The following is a 23,828-nucleotide window of genomic DNA, read 5'->3' as shown; positions in this document are numbered from 1 at the left end:
GGATCCCGCGGACCGGCTCGTGACTGTTCAGTTCAAACCACGCGACCCGCTCGAAATCGCGTCGTCCAGGTTCAGGCCTGATCGAGGCCGTATAGCGAGTGAAGCGTGCGAACGGCAAGCTCCGTATAGGCAGCATCGATCAGCACGGAGAACTTGATCTCCGACGTGGTGATCGCGCGGATGTTGATTCCCTTCTCGGCGAGCGCGCGGAAGGCCTTGGCGGCGACGCCCGCGTGGCTGCGCATGCCGACGCCGATCGCCGACACCTTCACGACGTCGGTGGCGCCCTCGATCTGCACGTAGCCGATCTGCGTGCGGGCCTCGTCGAGGATCGCGCGGGAGCGCTGATAATCGGAGGCTGGCACCGTGAAGGTCATGTCGGTGGTCGACTGGTCGCCCGACACGGTCTGGATGATCATGTCGACGTTGATGTTGGCATCCGCCAGCGGCCCGAAGATGGCGGCGGCCACGCCGGGGCTGTCCTTGACCTTGCGCAGGGTGATCTGCGCCTCGTCCCGGGAGAAGGCGATCCCGGTGATGATCTGCTGTTCCACGATATCGTCCTCGTCGCAGATGAGGGTGCCCGGGCGCGCGGCGTCCGGCGGATCGAAGGAGGACCGGACCGTGGTCGGGACACGGTGGACCATGGCGAGTTCCACCGAGCGGACCTGCAGCACCTTGGCCCCCAGCGAGGCCATCTCCAGCATCTCTTCGAAGGTCACCCGCTCCATGCGCCGGGCCTTCGGCACGATGCGCGGATCGGTGGTGTAGACACCGTCGACATCGGTATAGATGTCGCAGCGCTCGGCGCCGATCGCCGCCGCCACCGCCACCGCCGATGTGTCGGAGCCGCCGCGGCCCAGCGTCGTCACCCGGCCGGTCTCGGCATGGATCCCCTGGAAACCGGCGATTACCGCCACCTCGCCCTGGGCGAAGCCGGCTTCGAGGTTCTTGGGATCGATCTCGGCGATGCGCGCCGAGCCGTGCGCATCCGAGGTGATCACGGGAATCTGCCAGCCCTGCCAGGAGCGGGCCTTGATCCCGTCTTTCTGCAGCGCGATTGCCAGGAGGCCGGCGGTGACGAGCTCACCCGAGGCCACGACGGCATCGGACTCGCGCGGATCGTAGAGCGGGTTGGCGTCCTTGACCCAATCGACCAGTTCGTTGGTCTTGCCCGACATGGCGGACACGATCACCGCGACGTCGTAGCCGGCCGCCACCTCGCGGGCGACATGGCGCGCCACGTTGCGGATGCGGTCGATTGTGGCGACGGACGTGCCGCCGAATTTCATCACCAGACGGGGCATGGTCTCTTGATCGCGGGTTCCCGGTGGCGACTGGATGGACCGCTGCAGCCCGGCCCGGACGGTGCCCGGCGGGTACAAGCGGCTCGGTAGAGTGTCAACAACCTGCCAAGCATGGCGCCCGCGCGCCGCGGCGACTTCCAGCCTGCCCGCGTGCTAAGGCGCGGACGAACCCTATCGGACGGATCACGCATGGACAGGCCAGCCACGGACCACCCTTCGGACGGCTTCGTCGACCGCGGCGAGGTCGCGCGATTCGACGCCCTCGCGGCGACCTGGTGGGACGAGTCCGGTCCGATGCGGGTCCTGCACCGGTTCAACCCGGTGCGGCTCGCCTATATCCGCGACGCGCTCTGCCGGCATCACGGCCGCGATCCGCAGGCGCCCCTCCCCCTCGACGGGCTGTCGATCTGCGATGTCGGCTGCGGCGGCGGCGTGCTCTCGGAGCCGCTGGCGCGGCTCGGCGCCACGGTGACCGGCCTCGATCCCGCGGAGCAGAACATCGCGGTGGCCCGGGCGCATGCCGAAGCGGCCGGCGTGCCGATCGATTACCGCGGCGAGACGATCGAGGCCGTGGTCGCCGCCGGCCGGAGCTTCGATGCCGTTCTGATCATGGAGGTCGTGGAGCACGTCTCGGACATGCCCGCCTTCGTGCGTACCGCCTGTTCTGCCGTGAAGCCCGGCGGGATGCTGTTCGGCGCGACCCTCAACCGGACGATGCGCTCCTTCGCGCTCGCGATCGTCGGGGCCGAATACGTGCTGGGCTGGCTCCCCCGCGGCACGCATGATTGGGAAAAGTTCGTGACGCCGGACGAACTCGGCCGGGCGATCCGGGCGGGTGGACTGGCCGTCACCGACACGGTCGGGGTTATTTACAATCCGCTCACCGATGGCTGGCGCACCGGGCGGGATACCGCCGTGAACTATATGGTCGCGGCCGCGCATCGCGGCTGAACCGGAGCAGCCGCACGCCGTTGGCTCGGCGGCGGAGGGGCCGGCAATGCTTGAGATGATACCCAGCGTGATCGGCGAGGCCCTGTCGGGCCTGAAGGCCGGCCGCGAGAAGACGGCCTATTACGCGGTTTTTACCGACGTCCCTGAGACGCTCACGCTCACGAGCCCCGCCTTCGCCGACGGCGCTGACATGCCGTCCCGCTTCACCGCGGACGGCGAGGGACTCTCGCCGCCGCTGGCTTGGGCCGGCCTGCCGGACGGCACCGCCGCCCTGGTCGTGCTTGTCGAGGATGCCGGCAGCCCGACCCCGCAGCCGCTGGTCCACCTCATCGCCTGGGATGTCGCGCCCGAGCCGGCACGTCTCGACGAAGGCGCTCTGCCGAGTCCCGGCCGCCCAGGCGGCATGCACCGGATGGGCCGGAACAGCTTCCTGCGTCCCGAATGGCTGCCCCCGGATCCCCCGAGCGGGCACGGCCGGCACGACTACGTCCTGCAGCTCTATGCCTTGCGGCGGCCTCTTCATCTGGCCGACGAGCCGGGCCGCGGTGCCGTGATCGAGGCGATGCAGGGTCACGTGCTCGCAAAGGGACATCTGATCGGCGCCTACGCGCGCGCCTGAGGTGCCGAAGCACGGGTAAGCGTGCGAGGCCGAACGTCTTGCCGCGGCGTTGTGCGGTCACCGACGCACCGGTATTGTGTCGACCAGGCTTCCCACTCGGGCAGCGTGTTGGACCAGGATCGGAGTTCAAACCCGTGGGCGTCGACGCACGGACGAAGCGGCGCGGCCGCGCGAGCGTGGCGCGCGCGCTGGCTGCATCGGATGTCGGCACCTGGGAATGGCATATCGCAGACGACGTCCTGCGCTGCGACGCCGCCGCGGCGGCGATGCTGGGCATTCCGCAATCCCGCGGGGACCGTGGCACGACCTTCGGGCTGTTCCTGGATCGGATCCACCCGGAGGATCAGCGGCGCATCGGCACGTTGGTCGAGGACCTACGCCGCAAGGGTGGGCTCTACATCGCACAGTACCGGACCGTTCCGGAGCCGGGCGACGTCCGTTGGGTTCTGGCCCGTGGCCGCTTCGCCCTGGACGGGAACGGGGTCGTGAGCGAGGCGCGTGGGATCGTCATCGACGTCACCGAGAGCAGCCGCGACGGCTTCCTGGACGAGGCGGCCTTCAGCGCGACCGACGCCTCTGCGGGCGGGCTCGACCGGGTGGCCGAGCTCGCGCTCGCCCTGTTCTCATCGGCGGAGGCCGGTCTGCCGCCGCTGGGCTTCGAGCGGCTGAAGCCACTGCTCGAGGCGTTGCTGCACGAGATCGGGCGCCAGCTCGTGAGCGCACCGCCGGTGCCGGACCTCGACAGCATCCACTGATCCCCGGCCCTTCAGCGCCTTGCCTAGCGGGGGCGAATCCTGATAAGGCGGCGCCATCCCGCGATGCGTGTGCCGTGATCGCCGGACGCGAATGCGCGTCCTGCCTCGTGACCACGTTCCCGACACCCTACAGATGGACGGCCCTCCGGGCTCGAGAGACCGATGAAGATCCGCAACTCCCTCAAGTCCCTGCGTGGCCGCCACCGCGACAACCAGCTCGTCCGCCGCAAGGGCCGGGTCTACGTGATCAACAAGACCCAGAAGCGCTTCAAGGCCCGCCAGGGCTGAGGACCGGTCGGCCGGCCAAAGGCCAGCGTCGTCGCTTTGAAGGCAGCCGCACCCGACCGGGATGCGGCTGCTTTCGTTTGCGCGGCACCAACGCACGTTGACGGGCGCGATCACCGCGCACAGTCTGACGCGATGATGCTGCTCGGCTTTCGCGTCGCCCTGATCTGCCTCTCGGCGTTCACCGCCGGGGCGACGCATGCCCTGGCGGCCGCGGACACGAACCGGCCCGCCCGCACGGCACCCGAGGCGAAGCCGGCACCGAAGCCGCCGAGCCTCGACGATCTGTTCGCCCGGCTGCGCGCCAGCGAGGATCCCGCGGAAGCCAAGGGCATCGCCCGGCTGATCGAGCGTCGGCTCGCCGGCTCCGGCAGCCCGACTGCAGACCTGCTCACCGACCGGGCCCGGCAGGCCGTGACCGCCCACGATTTCGCGCTCGCCGCCGAGCTGATGGACCGGGTCACGGCCCTGGAGCCCAGCTGGTCTGAGGGTTGGAATCGGCGGGCGACGGTGTTCTGGCTCCTGACCGACAAGGACGACGCCATCGCCGACCTGCAGCGGGCGCTGGTGCTCGAGCCGCGCCACTTCGAGGCCTGGATGGCCCTGGGCCGGATCTACGAGGCGAACGACGACAAGGCGCGGGCGCTCGCGGCGTTCCGACGGGCGCGGTCTCTCTACCCGCAGATGGACAAGATCGGCGAGGCCATCGACCGTCTTGCGCCGGAGGTCGACGGCCGCGACCTGTGACCCGGGTGTTCGCCGTTCTCCTGGCAATCCTGGCGCTGCCTTTCGCTCTCGCCGGCTTGGTCCTCGCGGTCGGTGCGCTGGCGAGCCTCGCGATCAGCCTCCGGGTCGGCGCCGCCCATCCTCCGGCCGGCCCGTTCGTGGCGGTGACCGGCGGTCGCCTCGCCACGATCCAGGACGGGCCGGCGGACGGCCCGCCGGTCGTCCTCCTCCACGGTGCTTCGGCCAACGCCTCGGACCCGATGGAGGGCATCGGCCGCCGGCTCGCCGCGCAGGGCTTCCGGGTGATCGCGTTCGACCGGCCGGGCTTCGGCTGGAGCGACCGGATCGCCGGTGCCGAGGCCGCCGCTCCGTCGGTTCAGGCGCGGCTGATCGCCGAGGCGCTGGAGCATCTGGGCGTCGGCCCGGCGATCGTGTTCGGCCATTCCTGGGCCGGCGCGCTGGCCCTGGCTCTGGCGCTCGATCATCCCGAGCGGGTCTCCGCCCTGGCGCTCGCCGCCCCCGTGGCGATGCCCATGCCGGACCGGATGCCGGACCTGCCCTGGTACTGGAAGCTCGCCGTGAAGCCGCCGGTGGCCTGGCTGCTCAGCCGCACGGTCGGACCGCCTCTGGCGCAGCGCTTCCTGCCCGAGGCGGCGCGCCGGGTGTTCCAGCCCCAGGCGGCGAATCCGGACTACCCGGAACTGGCGCGCGCCGACATGGTCCTGCGGCCCGGGACGCTGCTCGCCAACGTGCAGGATCTTCTCGGCCTGTCGGCGGCGCTCGCGGCGCAGAGCCCGCGCTATCCTACAATCCGCGTCCCGACGCTGGTGATATCCGGCGAAGCCGACCCGATCGTCCGCAGCGATACGCAGGCGGTGCCGCTGGCGCGGGCGATCCCGGAGGCACGTCTCGTTCAGCTTCCGGGGGTCGGACACATGCTCCAATACGTGGCCGCGGAGCGCGTGACCGACGAGATCGTTCGGCTCTCGGGCGAGGTGAAGAGGTCGGTCAGCGCCGTGCCGGCTGCGTCTCGGTGAATCGCCGGGCGATCGGATTTCGTTTCTCCGACCGTTCCAGCCGTCATTCCGGTGCGCCGGAGGCGAGCCCGGACCCGAAAGGGCACGCCGGATGCGGGCAATCCAGACGCCTTGCCGGTCCTGAGTCGTGGCGCGTCGGCGGTTCTGGATCCCGGGTCCCGCTGCGCGGTCCCAGGATGACAGGGAGTGAAAGCGATCAGGCCTTCTCGGCGTGCTCGCGGGTGATGAAGGCGAGCCGCACCAGATTCGTCGCACCGGGCGTACCGAACGGCAGACCTGCCACCACGATCACCCGGTCCCCGACCGCGGCGAACTTCTCACGCACGGCGAACTTGGCAGCGCGGAACGACATGTCGTCCACGTCGCTGGCATCCTTGGTCACGATCGGATGCGTCCCCCAGACGAGCGCCAGGCGGCGCGCCGTCTCGCGCCGGGGCGTCAGCGCGATCACGGTGGCGTTCGGGCGCTCGCGGGAGAGGCGCAGGGCCGTCGAGCCGGAATTGGTCCACGCCATGATCGCGTCGAGGTTCAGGGCGTCGACCATCTGGTGGGCGGCGGCCGCGATCGCGTCGGCCGCCGTCTCGTCCGGCGTCGCGCTCTGCGCCCGGATGATCGACCAGTAGATCTGATCCCGCTCAACCTGCTCGGCGATGCGGTTCATGGTCTCCACCGCGCCGATCGGATGGGCGCCGGAGGCGCTCTCGGCCGAGAGCATCACGGCGTCCGCGCCCTCATAGACCGCCGTCGCGACGTCCGAGACCTCGGCACGCGTGGGCACGGGCGCCGTGATCATCGATTCGAGCATCTGGGTGGCCACGACGACGGGCTTGCCGTAGCGCCGCGCCCCCCGGGTGATGCGCTTCTGCACGCCCGGAACCTGCTCGAGGGGCATCTCCACGCCGAGATCGCCGCGGGCGACCATCAGCCCGTCGGAAATCTCCAGGATCTCGTCGAGGCGCGTCAGCGCCTGAGGCTTCTCGATCTTCGCCATGACCAGGGCGCGCCCGGCGCAGACCTTCTTTACCTCGGCCACGTCCTCGGGCCGCTGGACGAAGGACACGGCGATCCAGTCGGCGCCGGCGTTCAGCCCGGCATCGAGATCCAACCGGTCCTTGTCGGTCATCGCCGGCACCGGAATCACGGTGTGCGGCAGCGACACGCCCTTCCGGTTCGAGATCCGCCCGCCGACCTCGACGCGGGTGACGGCCCGGTTCTCCGACGTCTCGACCACGGAGAGCCGCAACTTGCCGTCGTCGAGCAGGATCGCGTGGCCCGGCTCGAGCGCCTCGAGGATCTCGGGATGCGGCAGGTGGCACCGGGTGGCGTCGCCGGGTGTCGTATCGCCGTCCAGCACGAAGGTGGCGCCGGCCTCGATCATCGCGGCGCCCTCCGCGAAGGTGCCGAGCCGCAGCTTCGGCCCCTGGAGATCGACCAGAATGCCAATCGGCCGCTTCGCCTCGCGTTCGATCGTGCGGATGGCCTCAACCTTCTCGGGCAGCTTCTCCCGCGGAAGATGGCTCATGTTGAGCCGGAAGACATCGACGCCCGCGCGGAACAGCCGCTCGATCATCTCCGGCGAGTCGGAGGCCGGGCCCAGGGTGGCGACGATCTTCGTGCGGCGCGAGCGTTTCAAGCGTCATCCTCCGGATGTTTTTACGGCCAGCCCGTAAGCATTGCCGAGTCGTTGTTCTGTTTGCGGGTGTGAGCACCCCGGACCCGACAGCGTCAAGGGCGCCGTCATCGCGTCAGGGTTTTGCGGGTGCGTCGGCCCGGTTGGGGTCGGTGAGCTGAATCGTCCAGCTCTTCTGCTCGCCGGTATCGACTTCGAAGAAGCCGTTACGGTCGTAGCCTCGGGCCAGACAATCCTCGTTGCCGCGAATCGTGAACTCGGAATCGCGGGTACACATCAGGGAGCGCCCGCTCCACTCGCCGCCGCGCGTATAGTCGACCGCGAAGACGTAGTAGAACCGCGCGGCCAGCGCGCCCTTGAGCAGAGTCTCGCAGGCTTTCGGCGCCAGATCCCACCAGCCCTCCGTCACCCACCCCTGCGGGTCGCGGTAGCCTAGCGAGATCCCGACCTTGCTGCCGGTCTGGTTGCACAGGCGCAGGTCGGCTCTTGCCGGGCTCGCGCAGACGAGCGCGAGGCCGAGTGCGGTGAGGGCGGGGAAAACCTGAGCCGTCGGCGCGCGACGCCTAATTGACGAGAATGATACGGCAGTCGTTGACATTGGTACGGGTCGGGCCGGGGTTCACGAGGTCGCCGAGGGCCGCGAAGAACGCGGTGGAGTCGTTCTGCTCCAGCATCGCGGCTGGGTCGAGGCCGGCGGCCTTGGCCCGCGCCAGGGTGGTCGGGTCGATCAGACCGCCCGCCGGGTCGGTGGCGAGGCCGCGGCCGCCATCGGTTCCGTCGGTGTCGGCGCTGATGCCGGAGATGCCGGGCTCCCCGGCGAGCGCCACCGCGAGCGCCATCGCGTATTCCTGATTCGGACCGCCATTGCCCTCGCCCCGGATCGTGACGGTGAGTTCGCCGCCCGAGATCAGCGCGACGCGCCGCCCGGCCGCCTTGTGGCGCTTGGCTTCCACCGCGTGCTCGGCGGCGACCGCGCGGGCTTCGCCCTCCAGGTCGGCGCCCAGCATCACCGGCTCGTAGCCCGCGGCCCGGGCCGCTTCGGCGGCCGCCTTCAGGGCATCGATCGGTCGCGCGATGATCCGGTATTCGGCCCGCGCGAAGGCCGGATCGCCGGCCTTCGGCGTCTCGTTGTGCGGATCGTTCAGGAGACGCACGGCTTCTTCGGGCAGCGGGATGCCGCGCTTCGCGCAGATGGCGCGGGCGTCGGCGAGCGTCGAGGGATCCGGAACCGTCGGGCCTGAGGCGATCACCGCCGGATCGTCGTGCGGAACGTCCGAGATCGCCAGTGTGAGGATTCGCCGGGCATTGCGGGCGGCTAGGGCGAGGCGACCGCCCTTGATGCGGGAGATGTGCTTGCGCACCGTGTTGATCTCGCCGATCGGCGCGCCCGAGCGGAGCATGGCCCGGGTGATGGCCTGCTTCTCGATCAGCGTGAGGTCGCCGGCCGGGGCGATCCAGTTGGCCGAGCCGCCGCCCGAGAGCAGGACCAAGACCTCGTCCTCCGGCCCGGCCTCCGTGGCGAGGCGGAGCGCCTCCTTGGTGGCGGCGATGCCGGCTTCGTCCGGGACCGGGTGGCCGGCCTCGACCATGTGGATACCCGGCGCCTCCTGGCCGTAGCCGTGCCGCGCCACGGCGAGTCCGACGATCCGGTCGTCCCCCAGCCCGTGCTGTTGCCGATAGAACCGGCTCGCCACGGCGCTCATGCTGCCCGCGGCCTTGCCGGCGGCCAGGATGATCAGCCGGCCCGGGCTCGGTGCGGGCAGATGCGGTGGCAGGGCAAGATCGGGATGGGCGGCCCGGATCGCCGCCGTCAGGATCGTCTCGAGCAGCGCGCGCTGCGCCTGGATGGCCGGATCGGCAACGGGCGGAACGGTCTCGGTCATGGCGTCGGACGGGCTCCTCTCTCGATTATATCGCGCGATCCCCGCCCGTTTTTCCGGGGGCGGCGGGCCCGTTTCTTGCCGTGAGCGCACGATCCTTGATAGGTGATCTGCCCGAGCGGCCGCGCCACGGCAAGCGCCATCGGCGGCCTCGCACAGAACTGAAGACCTCGGAGCCCCGTGACCTGCCCGGAGACTGAAGCGGCCCTTTCGCCTGTGCACCCTTGCGAGATCATCCCCGGCGATCCCGCCTGCGGCCTCGTCATCGCCTGCGATCACGCCTCGAACTATGTGCCGCCGGATATCGATCTCGGCGTGCCGGCTTCCGAGTTCGCTCGGCACATCGCCTACGATATCGGCGCGGCGGGGGTGACGCGGCGTCTGGCGGCCCTGCTCGACGCGCCCGCGATTCTCACGAACTTCTCCCGCCTGATCATCGATCCGAATCGCGGTCGCGCTGATCCGACCCTGGTGATGCGGCTGTCCGACGGTGCCATCGTGCCGGGCAATGCCCGGATCGACGAGACCGGCAAGCAGGCGCGGATCGCCCGGTTCTACGCGCCCTTCGATGCCGCGATCGACGCCGCCGTCGCGGCGGCCGAGCGGGCCGGACGGCCCCCGGCGATACTGACCATGCACAGTTTCACGCCTTATTGGCGCGGCACCGCCCGGCCCTGGCAGGTCGGCATCCTGTACGATTGTGACGAGCGCTTCGCCCGTCCGCTGATCCAGGCGCTCGAGGCCGACCCGGCCGGTCTGACGGTCGGCGACAACCAGCCCTACGGCGGCGGCCTGCCGGGGGACACGATCGATCGCCACGCCACCGCCCGCGGCCTGAGCAATGCACTTGTGGAGATCCGCCAGGACCTGATCGCCGGCGAGGTGGGCCAGGAGGCCTGGGCCGAGCGCTTCGCCCGCATCGTGCGCCCGCTGCTCGCGCCTTGATCTGTGGGTGGCCGGCTCCGAAATGCAGGCGGACAGCCAGAACCGGAAAGTGCCACGACCGATGAGCGAGATCGACCCGCAGACCCAGACCGAGCTCGAGGCGGCCGTGTTCCGCCGCCTCGTCGCGCACCTGCGCAACCGGACGGACGTGCAGAACATCGACCTGATGAACCTCGCCGGCTTCTGCCGGAACTGCCTGTCGAACTGGCTCAAGGATGCCGCCGACGAGAAGGGCGTGCCGCTCACCAAGGATGCCAGCCGCGAGGCCGTCTACGGGATGCCCTACGAGGCCTGGAAGGCCCGCCACCAGACCGAGGCGAGTGCCGCGCAGCAGGCGGGCTTCGCCGCTCAGCAGGCGAAAGACCATTGACGGGGCGTTGCGGTCCCCCTCGACCCGGGAATCGGCTAAGCTTCCGGTAAGGCCGGCCCGTTAACCACGGGTCAGGGCGCAACCGCGCCGTGCATTTCGGAGAGCCCCATGAACGCCCATTCGATGCCCGCCGCGGCCCAGCGGCCCGGCGGCGACGTTTCCTCGGCCGAGGGCGTCGCGGCCGACGAGCTGAAGCAGTTCATCGAGCGCCTGGAGCGCCTCGAGGAGGAGAAGGCCGGCATCATGGGCGACATCAAGGAGGTGTTCGCCGAGCTGAAGGGCCGCGGTTTCGACGCGAAGGCCGTGCGGACGATCCTGCGGATCCGCAAGCAGGATCACAGCGAGCGCCAAGAGCAGGAAGCGATCCTCGAGCTGTACATGCAGGCGCTCGGCATGGCCTAGTCGGGCCGCGCGAAAGCGCAGCCGGTCCGACGCGCGGCGACCATCCTGAGGTGGCCGGACCGCAGCGGAGGCCTCGAGGAGGCCTCCGGCCGGCTGCGCGATCCCTGGAGCCCTCCGTCAAGGCCCGTTGCGGCGGGCACATCAGGATGCGGGGGCGGGGGATCGCCTCTTCCGCGGTCGCCACGCGGTCGGGACGTACGACCGATGCCGACGCCGGTGGCGCGACGCTCAATGCGCCTCCGCCGCGGCCGAGAGGGCCGGAACGTCGAGGCCGAGGGTGCGGCCGGGATATCCCGCAGCATCGAAGTAGCGTGTCTGACCCACGGTCTGATACGCCAGCACCGTCACGTGGCCGGCGGCGTCCGGATCCGAGCGCAGCACCGCCCTGGCGAAGGTCGGGGTGCTGCCGTTCTTGAGCGCCTCGGTCAGGACGCGACCGACCAGATGGCCCCTGCCGGGGATCGTGAGGCCGAGGAGGTGAGCGATCGTCTGGCCGAGATCGGCGTTGCTCGCCGGCGCCGGGCTGTCATGGCCCGCCCGGAAGCTCGGCCCCCGCGCACCCATGACGTTGCGGGTATCGGCGCGCGAGAAGCTGCCGTGCATGCCCTGGCCCTGCTGCAGCCCTGTATCGGAAACCTCGACCCCGCAGGTCGTCGGATCCGAACACCCCGTCGAGAAGCTCCGGAAGTTGACCACGATCGCCGGCATCGGGGTCAGAGCCGATCCGTCGAGGGCGATTGCGGAGAGCGGCAGCGCCCCGGGGATCGGCCCGAGGGCGGCACTCACGAACAGGCCGCTCACGTAGTCCTGGCGCGACAGAGCCTCGACCACCTTCCGCGCAAGCGCCTTGTCGCCGCTCGGCAGGTAGACCAGATCCGAGCCGCCATTGGCCGCGACAACCACGTCGGGCTTCGCCGGGTCGGTGCCGAGCAGGCCGTTGGCCCGGCTGGGAAAGGCATCGGCAGCGAGCTGGGCGCCCTTGGCGTCGGGATCGAACAGGCCGAGCCCGAGATCATGCGCGAGGTCGACGGCGAGGAAGCCCGGGGGCAGCTGTCCCTTCGGAACGCCCTTGTAGGCCTGCGTCGCGGAGAAGCTCGTCGCGCTCTCCTTGGAGATGGTGGAGAAGCCGTGATCGGAGGTGAGGATCACGTCCGTGCTGTCCGACAGACCCTGTTCGTTCAGCGCGGCGAGCAGCGTGGCCAGGTTCGTGTCCGCGTTGTGGATCGCCGCAAGGCTGGTCGGACCGTTGATCCCCGGCACCAGCCGCCCGAGACTGTCGCCCTGATTGTGCTGCGTCCCGTCCGGATCGCGCGACCAGAACACAAGCACGAACGGTTTCCCGCGAGCCTTGAACAGCGGCAGGACCGCCTTGGTGGCCACATCGGTGAAGTAGCCCTGCTGCTCGACGTTGGCCGCCAGGGTTCCGGGCACCTCCGCGGTCCCGGCCTGGCCGTTGGCACCCCGCGTGGGCGCCTGGACCGGCAGGCCGACCGCACCGAGACGCGTGCGGAGTTCCTCGCTCAGCGGGATGCCGCCGGGCCGGCCCGTGCTGTCATCGACCAGGATGCTGTCCTGTCCTGAACGCGCCGTGTGGTCGAAGACCAGCGACGGTCCGAGCTTGCCGATGCTGGCGGTCGACAGCCCCTTGGCGTGGGCCGCGCGCAGGATCGTCTCCTCGTTGAGGTAGTTGCTGGCAAAATGCGCGTCGACGTCGCCGAGGACCGGATCACTCTCCAGAAACGGCGTCAGGCTCTCGCCGGCACCCGGAACCGGGAAGGCCGTGTAGATCGTGTTCCCGAACTGCCCGGTATCGCCCAGCAGATGGCCCGTCGCCATCGCGGTGGCGTTGGGCATGGTGAAGGTCGGGAACAGGGAATGCGTATTGGTGAACCGCACCCCGGCCCGCATCAGGCGGTCCATGGTCGGTGCGTTCGCGCCGTTCACCATGCCGGCGCGGAGCCCGTCAGCGATGAACAGAACGACGTTGCGGGCCTCCGGCTGCGCCTGAACCGGCCCCGCGATGCCGAAACCGATGAGGCAGGAAACGATGACGCGCCGCATACCCGAATCTCCGTGTGATCCGGAGTAGGGCGTGAGCCCGGGCGATGACAGACGCGTGACGGATCCTAGGTTATCTATCCCAAGACCCCGGGTGCAGGTCCCCCCCCCCCCCCCCCCCGCTAGGAGGGGGGGAGGTAGTCTCAGGCGGCGCGCTTGGCCCGATTCAGCAGCTTGCGGTTGACCAGCACCTCGGCGATCTGAACCGCGTTCAGGGCGGCGCCCTTGCGCAGGTTATCGGAGACGCACCAGAAGTTCAGGCCGTTCTCCACCGTCGCGTCCTCGCGGATGCGCGAGATGTAGGTCGCGTCCTCGCCGGCCGCCTCGTGGGGCGTCATGTAGCCGCCGTTCTCGCGCTTATCGATCACCAGCACGCCGGGGGCGGCGCGCAGGATCTCGGTGGCCTTCTCGGCCGAGAGCGGCCGCTCGAATTCCACGTTCACCGCTTCCGCGTGCCCGATGAAGACCGGGACGCGGACGGCGGTCGCAGTCAGCTTGATCTTCGGGTCGAGCATCTTCTTGGTCTCGGCGACCATCTTCCACTCTTCCTTCGTGTAGCCATCCTCCATGAACACGTCGATGTGGGGGATGACGTTGAAGGCGATGCGCTTGGTGAACTTGCCGCCCTCCTTGATCTCGCCGGCGGTGAACACCGCGCGGGTCTGGTTGAACAGCTCGTCCATCGCCTCCTTGCCGGCGCCGGAGACCGACTGGTAGGTCGAAACCACGACGCGCTTGATCGTGGCCGCCTCGTGGAGGGGCTTCAGCGCGACGACCAGCTGCGCGGTCGAGCAGTTCGGATTGGCGATGATGTTGCGCTTGGTGAAGCCGACCACGGCGTCGGCATTCACTTCGGGCACGATCAGCGGCACGTCGGCGTCGTAGCGGAATGCCGAAGAATTATCGATCACCACGCAGCCCGTCTGGCCGATGCGCGGCGACCACTCCTTCGACGCCTCGCCGCCGGCCGACATCAGGCAGATGTCGGTGTCGGAGAAGTCGTACGTGTCGAGGGTTTTGACCTTGAGCGTCTTGTCGCCGTAGGAGACTTCCTGACCCTGGCTGCGGCGCGAGGCCAGAGCCACGACCTCGTCGGCGGGAAAAGCCCGCTCGGCCAGGATATCGAGCATTTCGCGGCCCACGTTGCCCGTGGCGCCGACGACGGCGACCTTGTAACCCATCTCTCGTCTCCGCGCGGAAACCCCGATCGATCCGGGTGCCGCGCTCTCGCCTGCGAATTCGGCCGAAGGATCGTTCGTGCCGGACGGCGCCCGTAAAACGGACGCGGCCGCAGATCCCGCCCTCGCGGGAGGTGGGATCGACGGCCGGGTTGAGCAAGGCGCCGATGGGACCGCGGTGTCAAGGCCGCTGTCGGGGCAACCCGGGTCGCCGTTCGGGTTGACGGGTTGCAACGCTTCCGTGGGGCATTTGCCGCGCAACAATCACGCCGCCATTCCGGGCCTGGCTCCGCAGTCCCGGAATGACGCGTTTGTCCCTTCGAGCTGGAGCCAAGCTCTGCTAACCCGCGTTCGCAGTCCTTCGGGGCAACCGATAATTCACCTTAGGGGAACGAAGCCGGTGATCGTCCGGCCTTACGGAAAGGGAAATTAATCCTTTCTGGCGACCCTGGCGGCGGCTTGACGGAGCAGCCGTCCGCACGGGGTGACATGCTGATCAGGGCAACACGAGACGACGGCGTCGTCGAGACCGGGTCGGCGGCCCGTCGGCACGGGCTGTCGCCTCTTCGAGTCAGCGTGCAACTCGCCCTCGCGGCCGCCGTGATCACGGCATTGTCCTGCTACGCGCGGACGAACGTCGAACCATCGGGAGCCGCACGCCTTGCGACATCCTTCGTCCCGTTGAAGCCGGCCGATCAGGGCCCTCCCCTTGCCACGGTCGCGCAGTTCGGCTTGGCGGAACCGGGCTCCGATCCGGTCCGCGTTGCGTCTGGGCGGGTCGACGCCCGGACAGGCCAGCGCGAAGATACGCTGACACGCGGGGACTTCGACACGATGGAGGCCCCGATGGTGCGGGTCACCCTGACGCGCGGTCGGTCCGCCGACCTCCCGTCCAGCCTTTTCGTGCTCATGGCCCGGCGCGCCGCCGCCGGTCCCGAGATCGGTCACTCAGCCCTGTCCGTGTTGCGAACCGGCCCGTACAGCCGGATCGACACGAAGTTCGGGGCTGTGGAGCTTCTCGAGGTGACGCTCGGCGGTGCGTCGCAGCGGACATGCATCGGCTTTGTGACCCGAGAGGCGACTTCCCGGCTGGATGGCTGGCTCTGCGCGCCACTGGCGCAACCGCCGGAGGCGCAAACGGTCGCCTGCATGATCGACGCACTGAGCCTCGTCGACCTTGCGGATCCGGACACGACCGCGGCCTTCTCGGCCGCGCCCAGAAACTCCGAAGCTTGCGCGTTCGCCAAGCCCACCGCGGAGGCCGCAAGCCGGACAGGATCGATCGGTCGAAGGGCGCGAATTAAGAAATGAGGCTGCAGTGTGGCAAAACGCACAAGCTCGACCGTTTCGCCGGAACAACAGCCCCGCTCAAGCGTCTTCTTCTCAAAGGCGGCGAACTGTTAAGCTTCCACCGCCATATTGATGCCACTCTCAGACAAGGTTGGCCATGCGCTCGCTTAAGATCGCCCTTCTCGGCGTCATCGCCGCTGCCGGCTTCGGCGCCGCGGTCCCTGCGCCGGCCCAGGCACAGGACGGCTTCGTAACGGGCCCGATCTATCGGGTCAGCCGGCCCCTGCCGATCCGTGTCCGCCCGCGCAGCTGGCTCGACGCCGGCAACGTGCCGCTGACCTCGAACGTTCCGGGTGCCGGCGGCTCGCGCAACCCGGCCCTGAACCCCTACCTGATCGCGGCGTCGAACCAGCTGACCCCGCCCTACGGCCCGACCGACCGCTTCGGCCGCGGCATCCTGCCGGATCCGATCACCAACGGCCCGTTCATCGGCGCCCGTTCGTCCGCGATCCGGAACGTCGATCTCTCCTTCGTCGATCGCCTGGACCCGACGTCGCCGCTCTACGGCCGCCCCTACTAGGATCAATCGGCCTCATCGGGCTGACCATGCGGAGCGCGGGCCCACGGGTCCGCGCTTTTCGTTTGCGATCTCACGTTGTCTCGCCTTCACCGGCTTCGGTAATCCTGTATGCCAGTCGATGCGGCGACGTCGGTGCCGCCGCGACGGGATCGATCTCATGAAGCCCTTCAACTGGATGTCCGCGTATCCGTCGCTGCGCATGCCGATGTTCGGCCGCAACTGCGTGGCGACCTCGCATGCACTGGCTGCGCAGGCCGGGATCCAGATGCTCCAGGCGGGCGGAAACGCTGTCGACGCGGCGATCGCGACGGCTGCGGCCAAGACCGTGACCGAGCCCTGCAGCAACGGTCTCGGCTCCGACGCCTTCTGCATCCTGTGGGACGGAAAGGCGCTGCATGGCCTCAACGCGTCGGGCGGCGCGCCAGCGGCCTGGACCCCGGATTACTTCCTGCGGAAGTACGGAGCTTCCGAACGGCCGCCGATGCGCGGCTGGGATTCGGTCACCGTTCCCGGTGCGGTCGCGGCCTGGGTTGCGCTCAGCGAGCGCTTCGGCCGCCTCCCCTTCGCCGACCTGATGCAACCGGCGATCCGCATCGCCGAGCGCGGCTATCTCGCCCCCGTCGTCGTACAGCAGAAATGGGCGGCTGCCGCCGGTGTTGAGGCGATCACTCGCCAGCCGGGCTTTGCCGAGTTCTTCCTCCCGCGCGGCCGCGCCCCGGATGTCGGCGAGTTGGTCACCTTCCCAGGTGCCGAGAAGACCTTGCGGCTGATCGGCGAGACCAAGGGCGAGGCGTTCTACAGGGGCGAGATCGCCGAGGCGATCGCCGCGCACGCGCAGGCGCATGGCGGTGCCATGACGGCCGCCGACCTCGCGGCTTTCCGGCCCGAATGGGTCACGCCGACCGCTCAGGATTATCGCGGCTATACGCTACACGAGATCCCCCCGAATGGTCAGGGCATCGCCGCGCAGATCGCGCTCGGGATGCTGGAGCAGTTCGACCTCGCCGGCTTGCCGGTCGACGGTCCCGAGTCTCAGCACCTCCAGATCGAGGCGATGAAGCTCGCCTTCAGCGACACCTACCGGTACGTCGCCGACCCGCGCAGCATGGAGGTGACGCCGGAGGCGATGCTGGATCCGGCCTACCTCGCGGATCGCGCCAAGCTGATCGACCGCACTCGCGCCCAGGTTTTCGGCCCCGGCAAGCCGCCCGCAGGCGGCACGATCTACCTCACCGCTGCCGACGAATCCGGCATGATGGTGAGCTTCATCCAGTCGAACTTCATGGGCTTCGGCTCCGGCGTCGTCATCCCGGGCTGGGGAATCTCGCTGCAGAACCGTGGCTATGGCTTCGTGCTCGATCCCGCGAGCCCGAATGGGGTGGCGCCGGGCAAACGCCCGTTCCACACGATCATCCCGGGCTTCCTCACACAGGCCGGCGCGCCGGTGATGAGCTTCGGCGTGATGGGCGGCAACATGCAGCCGCAGGGTCACGTCCAGACGCTGGTGCGAATGATCGATCACGGTCAGAACCCGCAAGCCGCCTGCGACGCGCCGCGGTGGCGTGTGAACGAGGGCCTCGACATCAACGTCGAGGCGGCCATGCCGGCCGCAACCCTCGATCGTCTCACGGCCCTCGGCCACAAGCTCGAGGTGATCGAGGACAGCTACCAGGATTTCGGCGCCGGCCAGTTCATCTGGCGGATGGGCGACCCGGCCATCGAGGGCTACGTCGCGGCGAGCGATCCGCGCCGGGACGGGCAGGCTGCGGTCTGGTGAGGCGCTACTTCACCTGCACACTGTCGACGACCTCGCGGAACTTGGCGAGTACGCCGGACCGCTGATCCTCCCGGACCACGCCGAGCGCGCGCAGGTAGCCGTCCGGTGCGAACCGGATGGTCTGCGAGACGACCACCGGCACGTTGGTCGGCTGGTCGATGGCGCGGGCCACGATCTCGTGCCAATCGACGCCGTTCGAGCGGTAGCTCTGCGAGCGCTCGATCACGAAGTCCTTGAGTGTCTGGTTCGACGCAAGGGCGGCCCGGGCGAAGCCGTCCCGTTGCTCGGCCGTCGGCGGCTGCTGCACGGCCTGGGCCAGCACCAGGATCGGCTGCTCCAGATTCTGCATCTGGTCCTTCGGACCCTGGGTCAGCAGGACCGAATTCCCCGCCAGCACCCGCACCGGCCTGAAGCCGGCCAGGTCGGCGATGCGGAAGGGCAGCGCGTCGACCTGCTCACTCAGGCTCAGGGCCGGGCGCAGGGTGACGCCGGTCACCAACTTGCGCATCGTCGACTCGGTCTCGGCGTCGGGCAGCGCCTGTGCGATCACCAAGCCGGTCACGCTCGGCGCACCGACGACCAGGATCCACTTGCGGATCGCCGGCGCGGAGGCGTTGGGATCGGCGGGCTGCTCACCGGTGTAGAGCATGCCCTCGTTGTCGCCGATCTTGACCTCCTCGCGCTTCTCGACCGCGAAGCCCTGGCTCAGCAGGTTGGCGTCAGTGAAGCCGCTGACGAGCTCCGCGAAGGCGTTCGGGGGCAGTTCCACCACCGACAACGTCGCGCCGCCCTCCTTCCGCTCGAAGCCGGAGAAGCGGCGGGACAGCCCCATGTCGGCGGGCGGCTCGAAGCCGAACCGCGAGCCGGGGGGGAAGACTGGGTCGGCGGCCCACGCCGGGGCGCTGACCAGGGCCGCCAAGGTGCCCACAGCAAGAACTCGCCCGAGACGCAGCGTCAGGTTACGCACCAGCATCGGACTCCGCTTCTTCGCATAGGCGATGACCAATCTCCGCCTTGCATGATGCGTCGGACGAGGACCTTCTGCTGTCAAGCGCTTCGAAGATCGGCGGATCGGGAGGCGGGACTCAACGCGGGGGCTCGTCCGCCCGGGTGACCCGACGCAGGGTCAGGTTGCAGCGGCCGCCCGGCGGCAGGAACGCGGGTCCGGCTTCCGCGTCGAGGAGGTCGTCGGTCGGATAGAGCCGGTCGATCCCGTGATAGATCAGCCGCGACGCACCGCCGATCACCAGCGCATCTCCGGACTGGAGGCGCACCGAGCGTGTCGGGTCGGAGCGGTCCAGGCCGCCGTAGCGGAACAGCGCGGCGGCGCCGAGGGACAGCGACAGGACCGGCGCCGCGAGATCCGCCTCGTCACGATCCTGGTGGAGGCCCATGCGGGTCCCCGGCGCGTAGAGATTGATCAGGCACGCTTCCGGTGCGACCGGATAGGCCGTCAGCGCCCCCCATGTCGCGAGACCGGTGGGCGGCAGAGCCGGCCACGGGCGCCCTGTCTCGGGATGCGTTGACTGGTAGCGGTAGCCGCTGATGTCCGAGACCCACCCGAGGGGTCCGGCATTCGTCATCCGCACCGAGAAGGGCTTGCCGGTACGGGGCATGCGCGGTGTGACCGGCGGGGCGGCTTCGAGGATCGCGGCGATCTCGGCGGCGAGGCGCGCGCGGGCGGTCGCGTCGAGGAAGCCCGGATGATGGATCAGGCCGGGCGCAAGTGCGGTCGCCACTCAGGGACCCGTATCGCCGTCCCACGCCAGCACCGTCTTGGCGGCGATCGTGGTGTCGGCGTTGAGGCGGTAGATCAGCGGGACGCCGGTCCTGATCTGGAGGTCCGTCACGGCTTCACCGTCCAGGCGGTCGAGAACCATTACAAGGGCGCGCAGCGAGTTGCCGTGGGCGGCCACCAGGACCCGCTGTCCGGCCATGACCTGGGGCAGGATCGTCGTGATGTAATAGGGCAGCACCCGCGCCGCCGTGTCCTTGAGGCTCTCGCCCCCGGGCGGACGCACGTCGTAGGATCGCCGCCAGGCATGAACCTGCGCGTCGCCCCAGCGGGCCCGGGCCGCGTCCTTGTTGAGACCCGAGAGATCGCCGTAGTCACGTTCGTTGAGTGCCGGATCGCGGATCACCGCGAGATCGCGCAGACCCATCTCTTCCAGCAGCAGGGCGCAGGTCCGCTGCGCCCGCACTAGCTCGGACGTGAACGCCGCGTCGAAGCTGTAGCCCTCGCGCTTCAGCCCGCGGCCGGCCGCGCGGGCCTCGGCCACGCCGCGCTCCGTCAGGTCGGGGTCGCGCCAGCCGGTGAACAGATTCTCAAGGTTCCATGCGCTCTGGCCGTGCCGGACGAGGACGAGGACCCTTTCCATGGCCGCACCGCCCGTCACAGGCCGAGCACGTCCGCCATCGCGTATAGGCCCGGCGGTTTCGGATGCGCCCAGAGGGCGGCCTTCACCGCACCGGTCGCGAACAGGCCGCGGTCGGCGGCATGGTGGCTGATCGTGAGGCTCTCTCCGGCGCCGGCGAAGATCACGCTGTGATCGCCCACGACGTTGCCGCCCCGGAGCGTGGCGAAACCGATATCGCCGGGCTTGCGGGCGCCGGTATGCCCGTCCCGGGTCGAGACGCGGACCGCCTTCAGGTCGACGCCGCGTCCCTCCGCGGCGGCCTCGCCCAGCATCAACGCCGTGCCGGAGGGGGCGTCCACCTTCATGCGGTGGTGCATCTCGCAAATCTCGATGTCGAACTCGTCGCCGAGCGACTTGGCCACGCGGCGCACCAATTCGGTCATCAGGTTGATGCCGAGGGACATGTTGCCCGACTGCACGATCCGGGCGTGGTAGGACGCCGCTCTCAGCTTGGCGAAATCATCCTCGGACAGGCCGGTCGTGCCGACGACATGGACGATGCGCGCCTGGGCCGCGAGCTCGGCGAAGGCGATCGTGGCTGCCGGCGCGGTGAAATCCAGCACGCCGTCGGCCGCCGCGAAGGCCGCCAGGGAATCGTCGGTCACCGGCACGTCGAGGGGCGACAGGCCGGCCAGCGTCCCCGCATCCTGCCCGAGCGCCGGAGAGCCCGCGCGCTCGATCGCCGCCGAAAGGGTGCATCCTTCGGCCTGCGCCACCGCGCGGACCAGCATCCGCCCCATGCGCCCGTCGGCGCCGACCACTACGAGACGCATCCGGTTCCCATTTCCGTCACAGGGTTTGCGGGGAGCGGGCCGGGAAGGCCCGCTCGGCCGCGTGTCGTCCGCCGGGCGCCCGTTCCACCGCAAGCGAGAGGGGCGCCCGCGCGCTATTATTCCTTCTCGGGGGCGATCTGCTCAAGGCCGCCGATATGCTTTTGCGCGTAGAGCGGCAGCCCGATCTGCTTGATCAGCTCCAGCTGGGTCTCGAGGAAGTCGATATGACCCTCCTCGTCCTCGGCCAGATCCTCGAACAGGCGCTTCGACACGCGGTCGTTGATCGAATCGCAGTACTTCGCGGCCTCGAGGTAGAGGCTGCGAGCCTCGTTCTCGGCGGCGAGATCGGAATCCAGGATCTCCTGGACGTTCTGGCCGATCCGCAGCGGGTCGAGCTCCTGCAGGTTCGGGAACCCGTCGAGGAACAGGATCCGGTCGATGAACCGGTCGGCGTGGTTCATCTCCTCGATCGATTCCTTGCGCCAGAATTTCGCCAGCTCGACGTAGCCCCAGTCATTGAGCATGCGGAAATGCAGCCAGTACTGACTGACGGCGGTCAGCTCGCTGCGCAAACCACGATTGAGATACTCGATGACCTTGGTGTCGCCCTTCATGCCCCCGTACTCCTTACCGTGTTCTCAGGCGGGGGCAGAAGCATCAGGCAGCGACTCCCTCATCCGCAGTTTGGAATTTCACCAAAGTACAGGCGCTGGCGCAAGCCGTCGAGCAGGCATGGCTGCCCTCCGCTGGCGCGGCTCGGCCGAGGGCGCTGTCCATGATCGAGCGGATGGTCCGGGCGCAGCGCCCACATTTCGGGCTGCAGCCCAGACACGCATAGACCTGGGCCGGCGTGCGCGGGCAGCCGGGCCCGGGCGAGAGGCAATTGCGTACCGCGCCGTCCGAGATGACATTGCAAGAACAGACGATCATGCGCGCCGCAGATCCCGCCTTCTCCGAGCCGGTCGCAGCCTCGCTGGGCCGAACCAGACATATCCGCCAGATTAGAAACATTGAAAAGTAGCTGATTTTTCAATGTTTTACTGGTCGGCGCTGCACATGACACTCACGCCTGCTCGGGTCAAGTCCATGGTCTGGCCCGAGGGGCCGAGGGCTCGGGCTGAAGGGTTGCAACGCTTCCGTGAGGCGTATGCCGCGTAACAATCGCGCCGTCATGCCGGGGCGCCGCTGGCGAGCCAGGACCCGGAGTGGCACGCCGGAGGGGGGCGATCTGGATCCGCCGACCGCGCCATGCCGTGCGCGCGTTGCGTGTCTGGATTGCGGGCTCCGCGCCGCAGTCCCGGAATGACGGGATCGTCCCTCCGAACTGGAGCTAAGCCTGCAAACCCGCGGTCGGAGCCCTGTTCGGCACGGGGGGCCGTCCCGAGTGGGATCAGCGCGCCAGCTCCCGCAAGCCCAGGCGGATCAGCACCCTGGCCTCGGCCCCCTCCCCGGCGCTCTTGAGGGCGGCGGCGACCGCGGCGGCGGCCTGAACCTGGGGGTAGCCGAGATTGACCAAAGCCGAGATCGCGTCGGCGACAGGCTGCGGCGCGACGCCCGCGCCCACGGCATCCGTCAGGGCGATCAGGGACGGATCCACGGGGGCGAAAGCCGGGGCCTTGTCCTTCAGTTCGGCGGCCATCCGGGCTGCGAGTCGGGGTCCGACGCCCGGCGCGCGGCTGATCGCAGTCTTGTCGCCCGTCGCGATCGCGTTGGCCAGCACCTCCGGCTCAAGGGCCGACAGGACGCCCAGAGCCACGCGGGCCCCGACGCCCTGGACGGTCTGGAGCAGACGGAACCATTCCCGTTCGGCATCGGAGCGGAAGCCGTAGAGCCGAATCATGTCCTCGCGGACATGGGTCTCGATCGACAGCTCCGCCGGCTCACCAGCCTTCGGCATGCGCTGGAGCGTCCGCGCAGAGCAATGCGCGATGTAGCCGACGCCCGCGACGTCGAGGATCACGAAATCCTCGCCGAACGAGTCCACGATGCCTCTGAGCTTGCCGATCATGCCGTGCCTGTCCGCCAAACCGCGATGCCTACAGAAGCGCAACCGCCTCCGCCAGACGTGCTTGAGCCGGCCTGGACTTCATGAAATCAGGTTCGCTGCGCTGGCCGAGCTTGGCTGGCCGGGGGGAGACGACCATGCGCGTGCCATTTCTTGCCCTGATGGGATTGCTGTGCCTGGCTCCGGCCCAGGCGGCGGACAATCCCGCGCCGCCCGTGGGCCCGAGCGCCGATCCGACCCAGGTGCGGCCGGGCGCCTACGTGCTCGATCCCGATCACGGCAAGATCACATGGTCGGTCTCGCACCTCGGCTACTCGACCTATTACGGCCAGTTCACCGGCCTGACCGGGACGTTGCAGCTCGATCCGAAGGCGCCGGAGAAGAGCGGCCTTGACGTCACCGTGCCGCTTGGCGGCGTGATCACGGGCAGCGCGCGGCTCAACGAGCACCTCGCGGCGCCGGACTTCTTCGATGCCCTCAAGTTTCCGAACGCTACCTTCACGGCCACCCAGATCGAGCCGACGAGCCCCACGACGGCGCGGATCACCGGCGACCTGAACCTCCGCGGCACCGTCCGGCCGCTCGCGATCGACGCGACCTTCAACCAAGCCGGCATTCACCCGGTCGATCAGCGCTACACGGTGGGCTTTGACGGCCGGGCTGTGATCAAGCGCTCCGATTTCGGCATCAACGCCTATCTGCCGCAGCTCGGCGACGAGGTGACCCTGCGGATCGAGGGTGAGTTCAAGGCTGCGCCCTGACGCAGTCGGAGGCTGGCCCGTGACGCCGCCGCAGCACGGGTGTAGGCAGCCGCCACCGTGGGCGGCGTCTGTCAGGACGGCC

General features: G+C 69.2%; 26 protein-coding genes. 13 read left to right on the top strand and 13 right to left on the bottom strand.

Annotated elements, in window-relative coordinates:
• Positions 1-71 precede the first annotated feature (71 nt).
• On the bottom strand, positions 72-1,307 hold the full coding sequence (locus JOE48_RS23165; protein WP_210033197.1) for an aspartate kinase: 1,236 nt from the start codon (positions 1,305-1,307) through the stop codon (positions 72-74).
• 189 nt (positions 1,308-1,496) lie between these two features.
• Here JOE48_RS23165 and ubiG point away from each other — a divergent pair, with 189 nt between their 5' ends.
• From ubiG to JOE48_RS23135, 6 genes are all read left to right on the top strand, one after another.
• Positions 1,497-2,258 (top strand): bifunctional 2-polyprenyl-6-hydroxyphenol methylase/3-demethylubiquinol 3-O-methyltransferase UbiG, encoded by a 762-nt coding sequence (gene ubiG / locus JOE48_RS23160; protein ID WP_210033193.1) that lies wholly within the window; start codon positions 1,497-1,499, stop codon positions 2,256-2,258.
• A gap of 46 nt (positions 2,259-2,304) precedes the next feature.
• The gene (locus JOE48_RS23155; protein ID WP_210033192.1) at positions 2,305-2,877 is read left to right on the top strand and encodes a YbhB/YbcL family Raf kinase inhibitor-like protein; all 573 of its coding nucleotides are present in this window, start codon (positions 2,305-2,307) and stop codon (positions 2,875-2,877) included.
• Positions 2,878-3,011: 134 nt separating this feature from the next.
• The gene (locus tag JOE48_RS23150; protein ID WP_210033190.1) at positions 3,012-3,632 is read left to right on the top strand and encodes a PAS domain-containing protein; all 621 of its coding nucleotides are present in this window, start codon (positions 3,012-3,014) and stop codon (positions 3,630-3,632) included.
• A gap of 162 nt (positions 3,633-3,794) precedes the next feature.
• A complete protein-coding gene (gene ykgO / locus JOE48_RS23145) occupies positions 3,795-3,920 on the top strand; it encodes a type B 50S ribosomal protein L36 (RefSeq protein ID WP_003601867.1) in 126 nt (41 codons plus the stop codon).
• Between the two features lie 132 nt (positions 3,921-4,052).
• Positions 4,053-4,664, top strand: coding sequence for a tetratricopeptide repeat protein (locus tag JOE48_RS23140; protein WP_210033188.1), 612 nt, complete (start codon positions 4,053-4,055; stop codon positions 4,662-4,664).
• Positions 4,661-5,680 carry an alpha/beta fold hydrolase gene (locus JOE48_RS23135; protein WP_210033186.1) on the top strand — a complete coding sequence of 340 codons (1,020 nt, stop codon included), beginning with the start codon at positions 4,661-4,663 and terminating at the stop codon, positions 5,678-5,680. Before JOE48_RS23140 ends, JOE48_RS23135 begins: the two co-directional genes overlap by 4 nt.
• Positions 5,681-5,876: 196 nt before the next feature.
• Here JOE48_RS23135 and pyk read toward each other — a convergent pair whose 3' ends face one another.
• From pyk to JOE48_RS23120, 3 genes are all read right to left on the bottom strand, one after another.
• Positions 5,877-7,313 (bottom strand): pyruvate kinase, encoded by a 1,437-nt coding sequence (gene pyk, locus JOE48_RS23130; RefSeq protein ID WP_210033184.1) that lies wholly within the window; start codon positions 7,311-7,313, stop codon positions 5,877-5,879.
• Positions 7,314-7,425: 112 nt separating this feature from the next.
• Complete coding sequence (locus tag JOE48_RS23125; protein ID WP_210033182.1) at positions 7,426-7,908, bottom strand: DUF1036 domain-containing protein; 483 nt, start codon at positions 7,906-7,908, stop codon at positions 7,426-7,428.
• Positions 7,874-9,193 (bottom strand): glycerate kinase, encoded by a 1,320-nt coding sequence (locus JOE48_RS23120; protein WP_210033180.1) that lies wholly within the window; start codon positions 9,191-9,193, stop codon positions 7,874-7,876. The genes JOE48_RS23125 and JOE48_RS23120 overlap by 35 nt, the downstream gene beginning before the upstream one ends.
• 177 nt (positions 9,194-9,370) lie before the next feature.
• On the opposite strand from JOE48_RS23120, the gene JOE48_RS23115 reads away from it, so the two are divergent.
• The 3 genes from JOE48_RS23115 (at position 9,371) to JOE48_RS23105 (ending at position 10,907) form a co-directional block, all read left to right on the top strand.
• Complete coding sequence (locus JOE48_RS23115; protein ID WP_210033178.1) at positions 9,371-10,135, top strand: N-formylglutamate amidohydrolase; 765 nt, start codon at positions 9,371-9,373, stop codon at positions 10,133-10,135.
• 61 nt (positions 10,136-10,196) lie between these two features.
• A complete protein-coding gene (locus JOE48_RS23110; RefSeq protein WP_210033176.1) occupies positions 10,197-10,505 on the top strand; it encodes a DUF1244 domain-containing protein in 309 nt (102 codons plus the stop codon).
• 123 nt (positions 10,506-10,628) lie between these two features.
• Positions 10,629-10,907 (top strand): DUF2312 domain-containing protein, encoded by a 279-nt coding sequence (locus JOE48_RS23105; protein ID WP_210036008.1) that lies wholly within the window; start codon positions 10,629-10,631, stop codon positions 10,905-10,907.
• Between the two features lie 228 nt (positions 10,908-11,135).
• On the opposite strand, the gene JOE48_RS23100 is transcribed toward JOE48_RS23105, so the two are convergent.
• A complete protein-coding gene (locus JOE48_RS23100) occupies positions 11,136-12,968 on the bottom strand; it encodes an alkaline phosphatase family protein (protein WP_210033175.1) in 1,833 nt (610 codons plus the stop codon).
• A 140-nt stretch (positions 12,969-13,108) separates the two neighbouring features.
• Positions 13,109-14,146: an aspartate-semialdehyde dehydrogenase gene (locus JOE48_RS23095; RefSeq protein WP_210033174.1), complete on the bottom strand. Its 1,038-nt coding sequence runs from the start codon at positions 14,144-14,146 to the stop codon at positions 13,109-13,111.
• Between the two features lie 843 nt (positions 14,147-14,989).
• Between JOE48_RS23095 and JOE48_RS23090 the strand changes: the two genes are divergently transcribed.
• The 3 genes from JOE48_RS23090 (at position 14,990) to JOE48_RS23080 (ending at position 17,790) form a co-directional block, all read left to right on the top strand.
• The gene (locus JOE48_RS23090; protein WP_210033172.1) at positions 14,990-15,454 is read left to right on the top strand and encodes a hypothetical protein; all 465 of its coding nucleotides are present in this window, start codon (positions 14,990-14,992) and stop codon (positions 15,452-15,454) included.
• Positions 15,455-15,590: 136 nt separating this feature from the next.
• The gene (locus JOE48_RS23085) at positions 15,591-16,013 is read left to right on the top strand and encodes a hypothetical protein (RefSeq protein WP_210033170.1); all 423 of its coding nucleotides are present in this window, start codon (positions 15,591-15,593) and stop codon (positions 16,011-16,013) included.
• Between the two features lie 157 nt (positions 16,014-16,170).
• The gene (locus tag JOE48_RS23080) at positions 16,171-17,790 is read left to right on the top strand and encodes a gamma-glutamyltransferase family protein (protein ID WP_210033168.1); all 1,620 of its coding nucleotides are present in this window, start codon (positions 16,171-16,173) and stop codon (positions 17,788-17,790) included.
• A 4-nt stretch (positions 17,791-17,794) separates the two neighbouring features.
• On the opposite strand, the gene JOE48_RS23075 is transcribed toward JOE48_RS23080, so the two are convergent.
• The 7 genes from JOE48_RS23075 to ruvA form a co-directional block, all read right to left on the bottom strand.
• On the bottom strand, positions 17,795-18,763 hold the full coding sequence (locus tag JOE48_RS23075; RefSeq protein WP_210033164.1) for a hypothetical protein: 969 nt from the start codon (positions 18,761-18,763) through the stop codon (positions 17,795-17,797).
• Between the two features lie 112 nt (positions 18,764-18,875).
• Positions 18,876-19,529, bottom strand: a complete 654-nt coding sequence (locus JOE48_RS23070) for an alpha-ketoglutarate-dependent dioxygenase AlkB (protein WP_210033163.1) — start codon at positions 19,527-19,529, stop codon at positions 18,876-18,878.
• Positions 19,530-20,168: a 2,3-bisphosphoglycerate-dependent phosphoglycerate mutase gene (locus tag JOE48_RS23065; RefSeq protein WP_210033162.1), complete on the bottom strand. Its 639-nt coding sequence runs from the start codon at positions 20,166-20,168 to the stop codon at positions 19,530-19,532.
• Positions 20,169-20,182: 14 nt separating this feature from the next.
• Entirely contained in the window at positions 20,183-20,980 is a 798-nt protein-coding gene (gene dapB / locus JOE48_RS23060) for a 4-hydroxy-tetrahydrodipicolinate reductase (RefSeq protein WP_210033160.1), read from the bottom strand.
• 116 nt (positions 20,981-21,096) lie between these two features.
• Positions 21,097-21,594, bottom strand: coding sequence for a bacterioferritin (bfr, locus tag JOE48_RS23055; protein ID WP_043380322.1), 498 nt, complete (start codon positions 21,592-21,594; stop codon positions 21,097-21,099).
• Between the two features lie 43 nt (positions 21,595-21,637).
• Positions 21,638-21,910, bottom strand: coding sequence for a bacterioferritin-associated ferredoxin (locus JOE48_RS23050; RefSeq protein ID WP_210033158.1), 273 nt, complete (start codon positions 21,908-21,910; stop codon positions 21,638-21,640).
• A gap of 460 nt (positions 21,911-22,370) precedes the next feature.
• Entirely contained in the window at positions 22,371-22,988 is a 618-nt protein-coding gene (gene ruvA, locus JOE48_RS23045) for a Holliday junction branch migration protein RuvA (RefSeq protein ID WP_210033156.1), read from the bottom strand.
• Between the two features lie 134 nt (positions 22,989-23,122).
• Between ruvA and JOE48_RS23040 the strand changes: the two genes are divergently transcribed.
• Positions 23,123-23,746 (top strand): YceI family protein, encoded by a 624-nt coding sequence (locus JOE48_RS23040; protein ID WP_210033155.1) that lies wholly within the window; start codon positions 23,123-23,125, stop codon positions 23,744-23,746.
• Positions 23,747-23,828 lie beyond the last annotated feature (82 nt).

Source organism: Methylobacterium sp. PvR107 (genome assembly GCF_017833295.1).
Lineage (GTDB): Bacteria > Pseudomonadota > Alphaproteobacteria > Rhizobiales > Beijerinckiaceae > Methylobacterium.
Note: the sequence above shows the minus strand (reverse complement) of the source record. Positions and strands in the feature narration are given on the sequence as shown.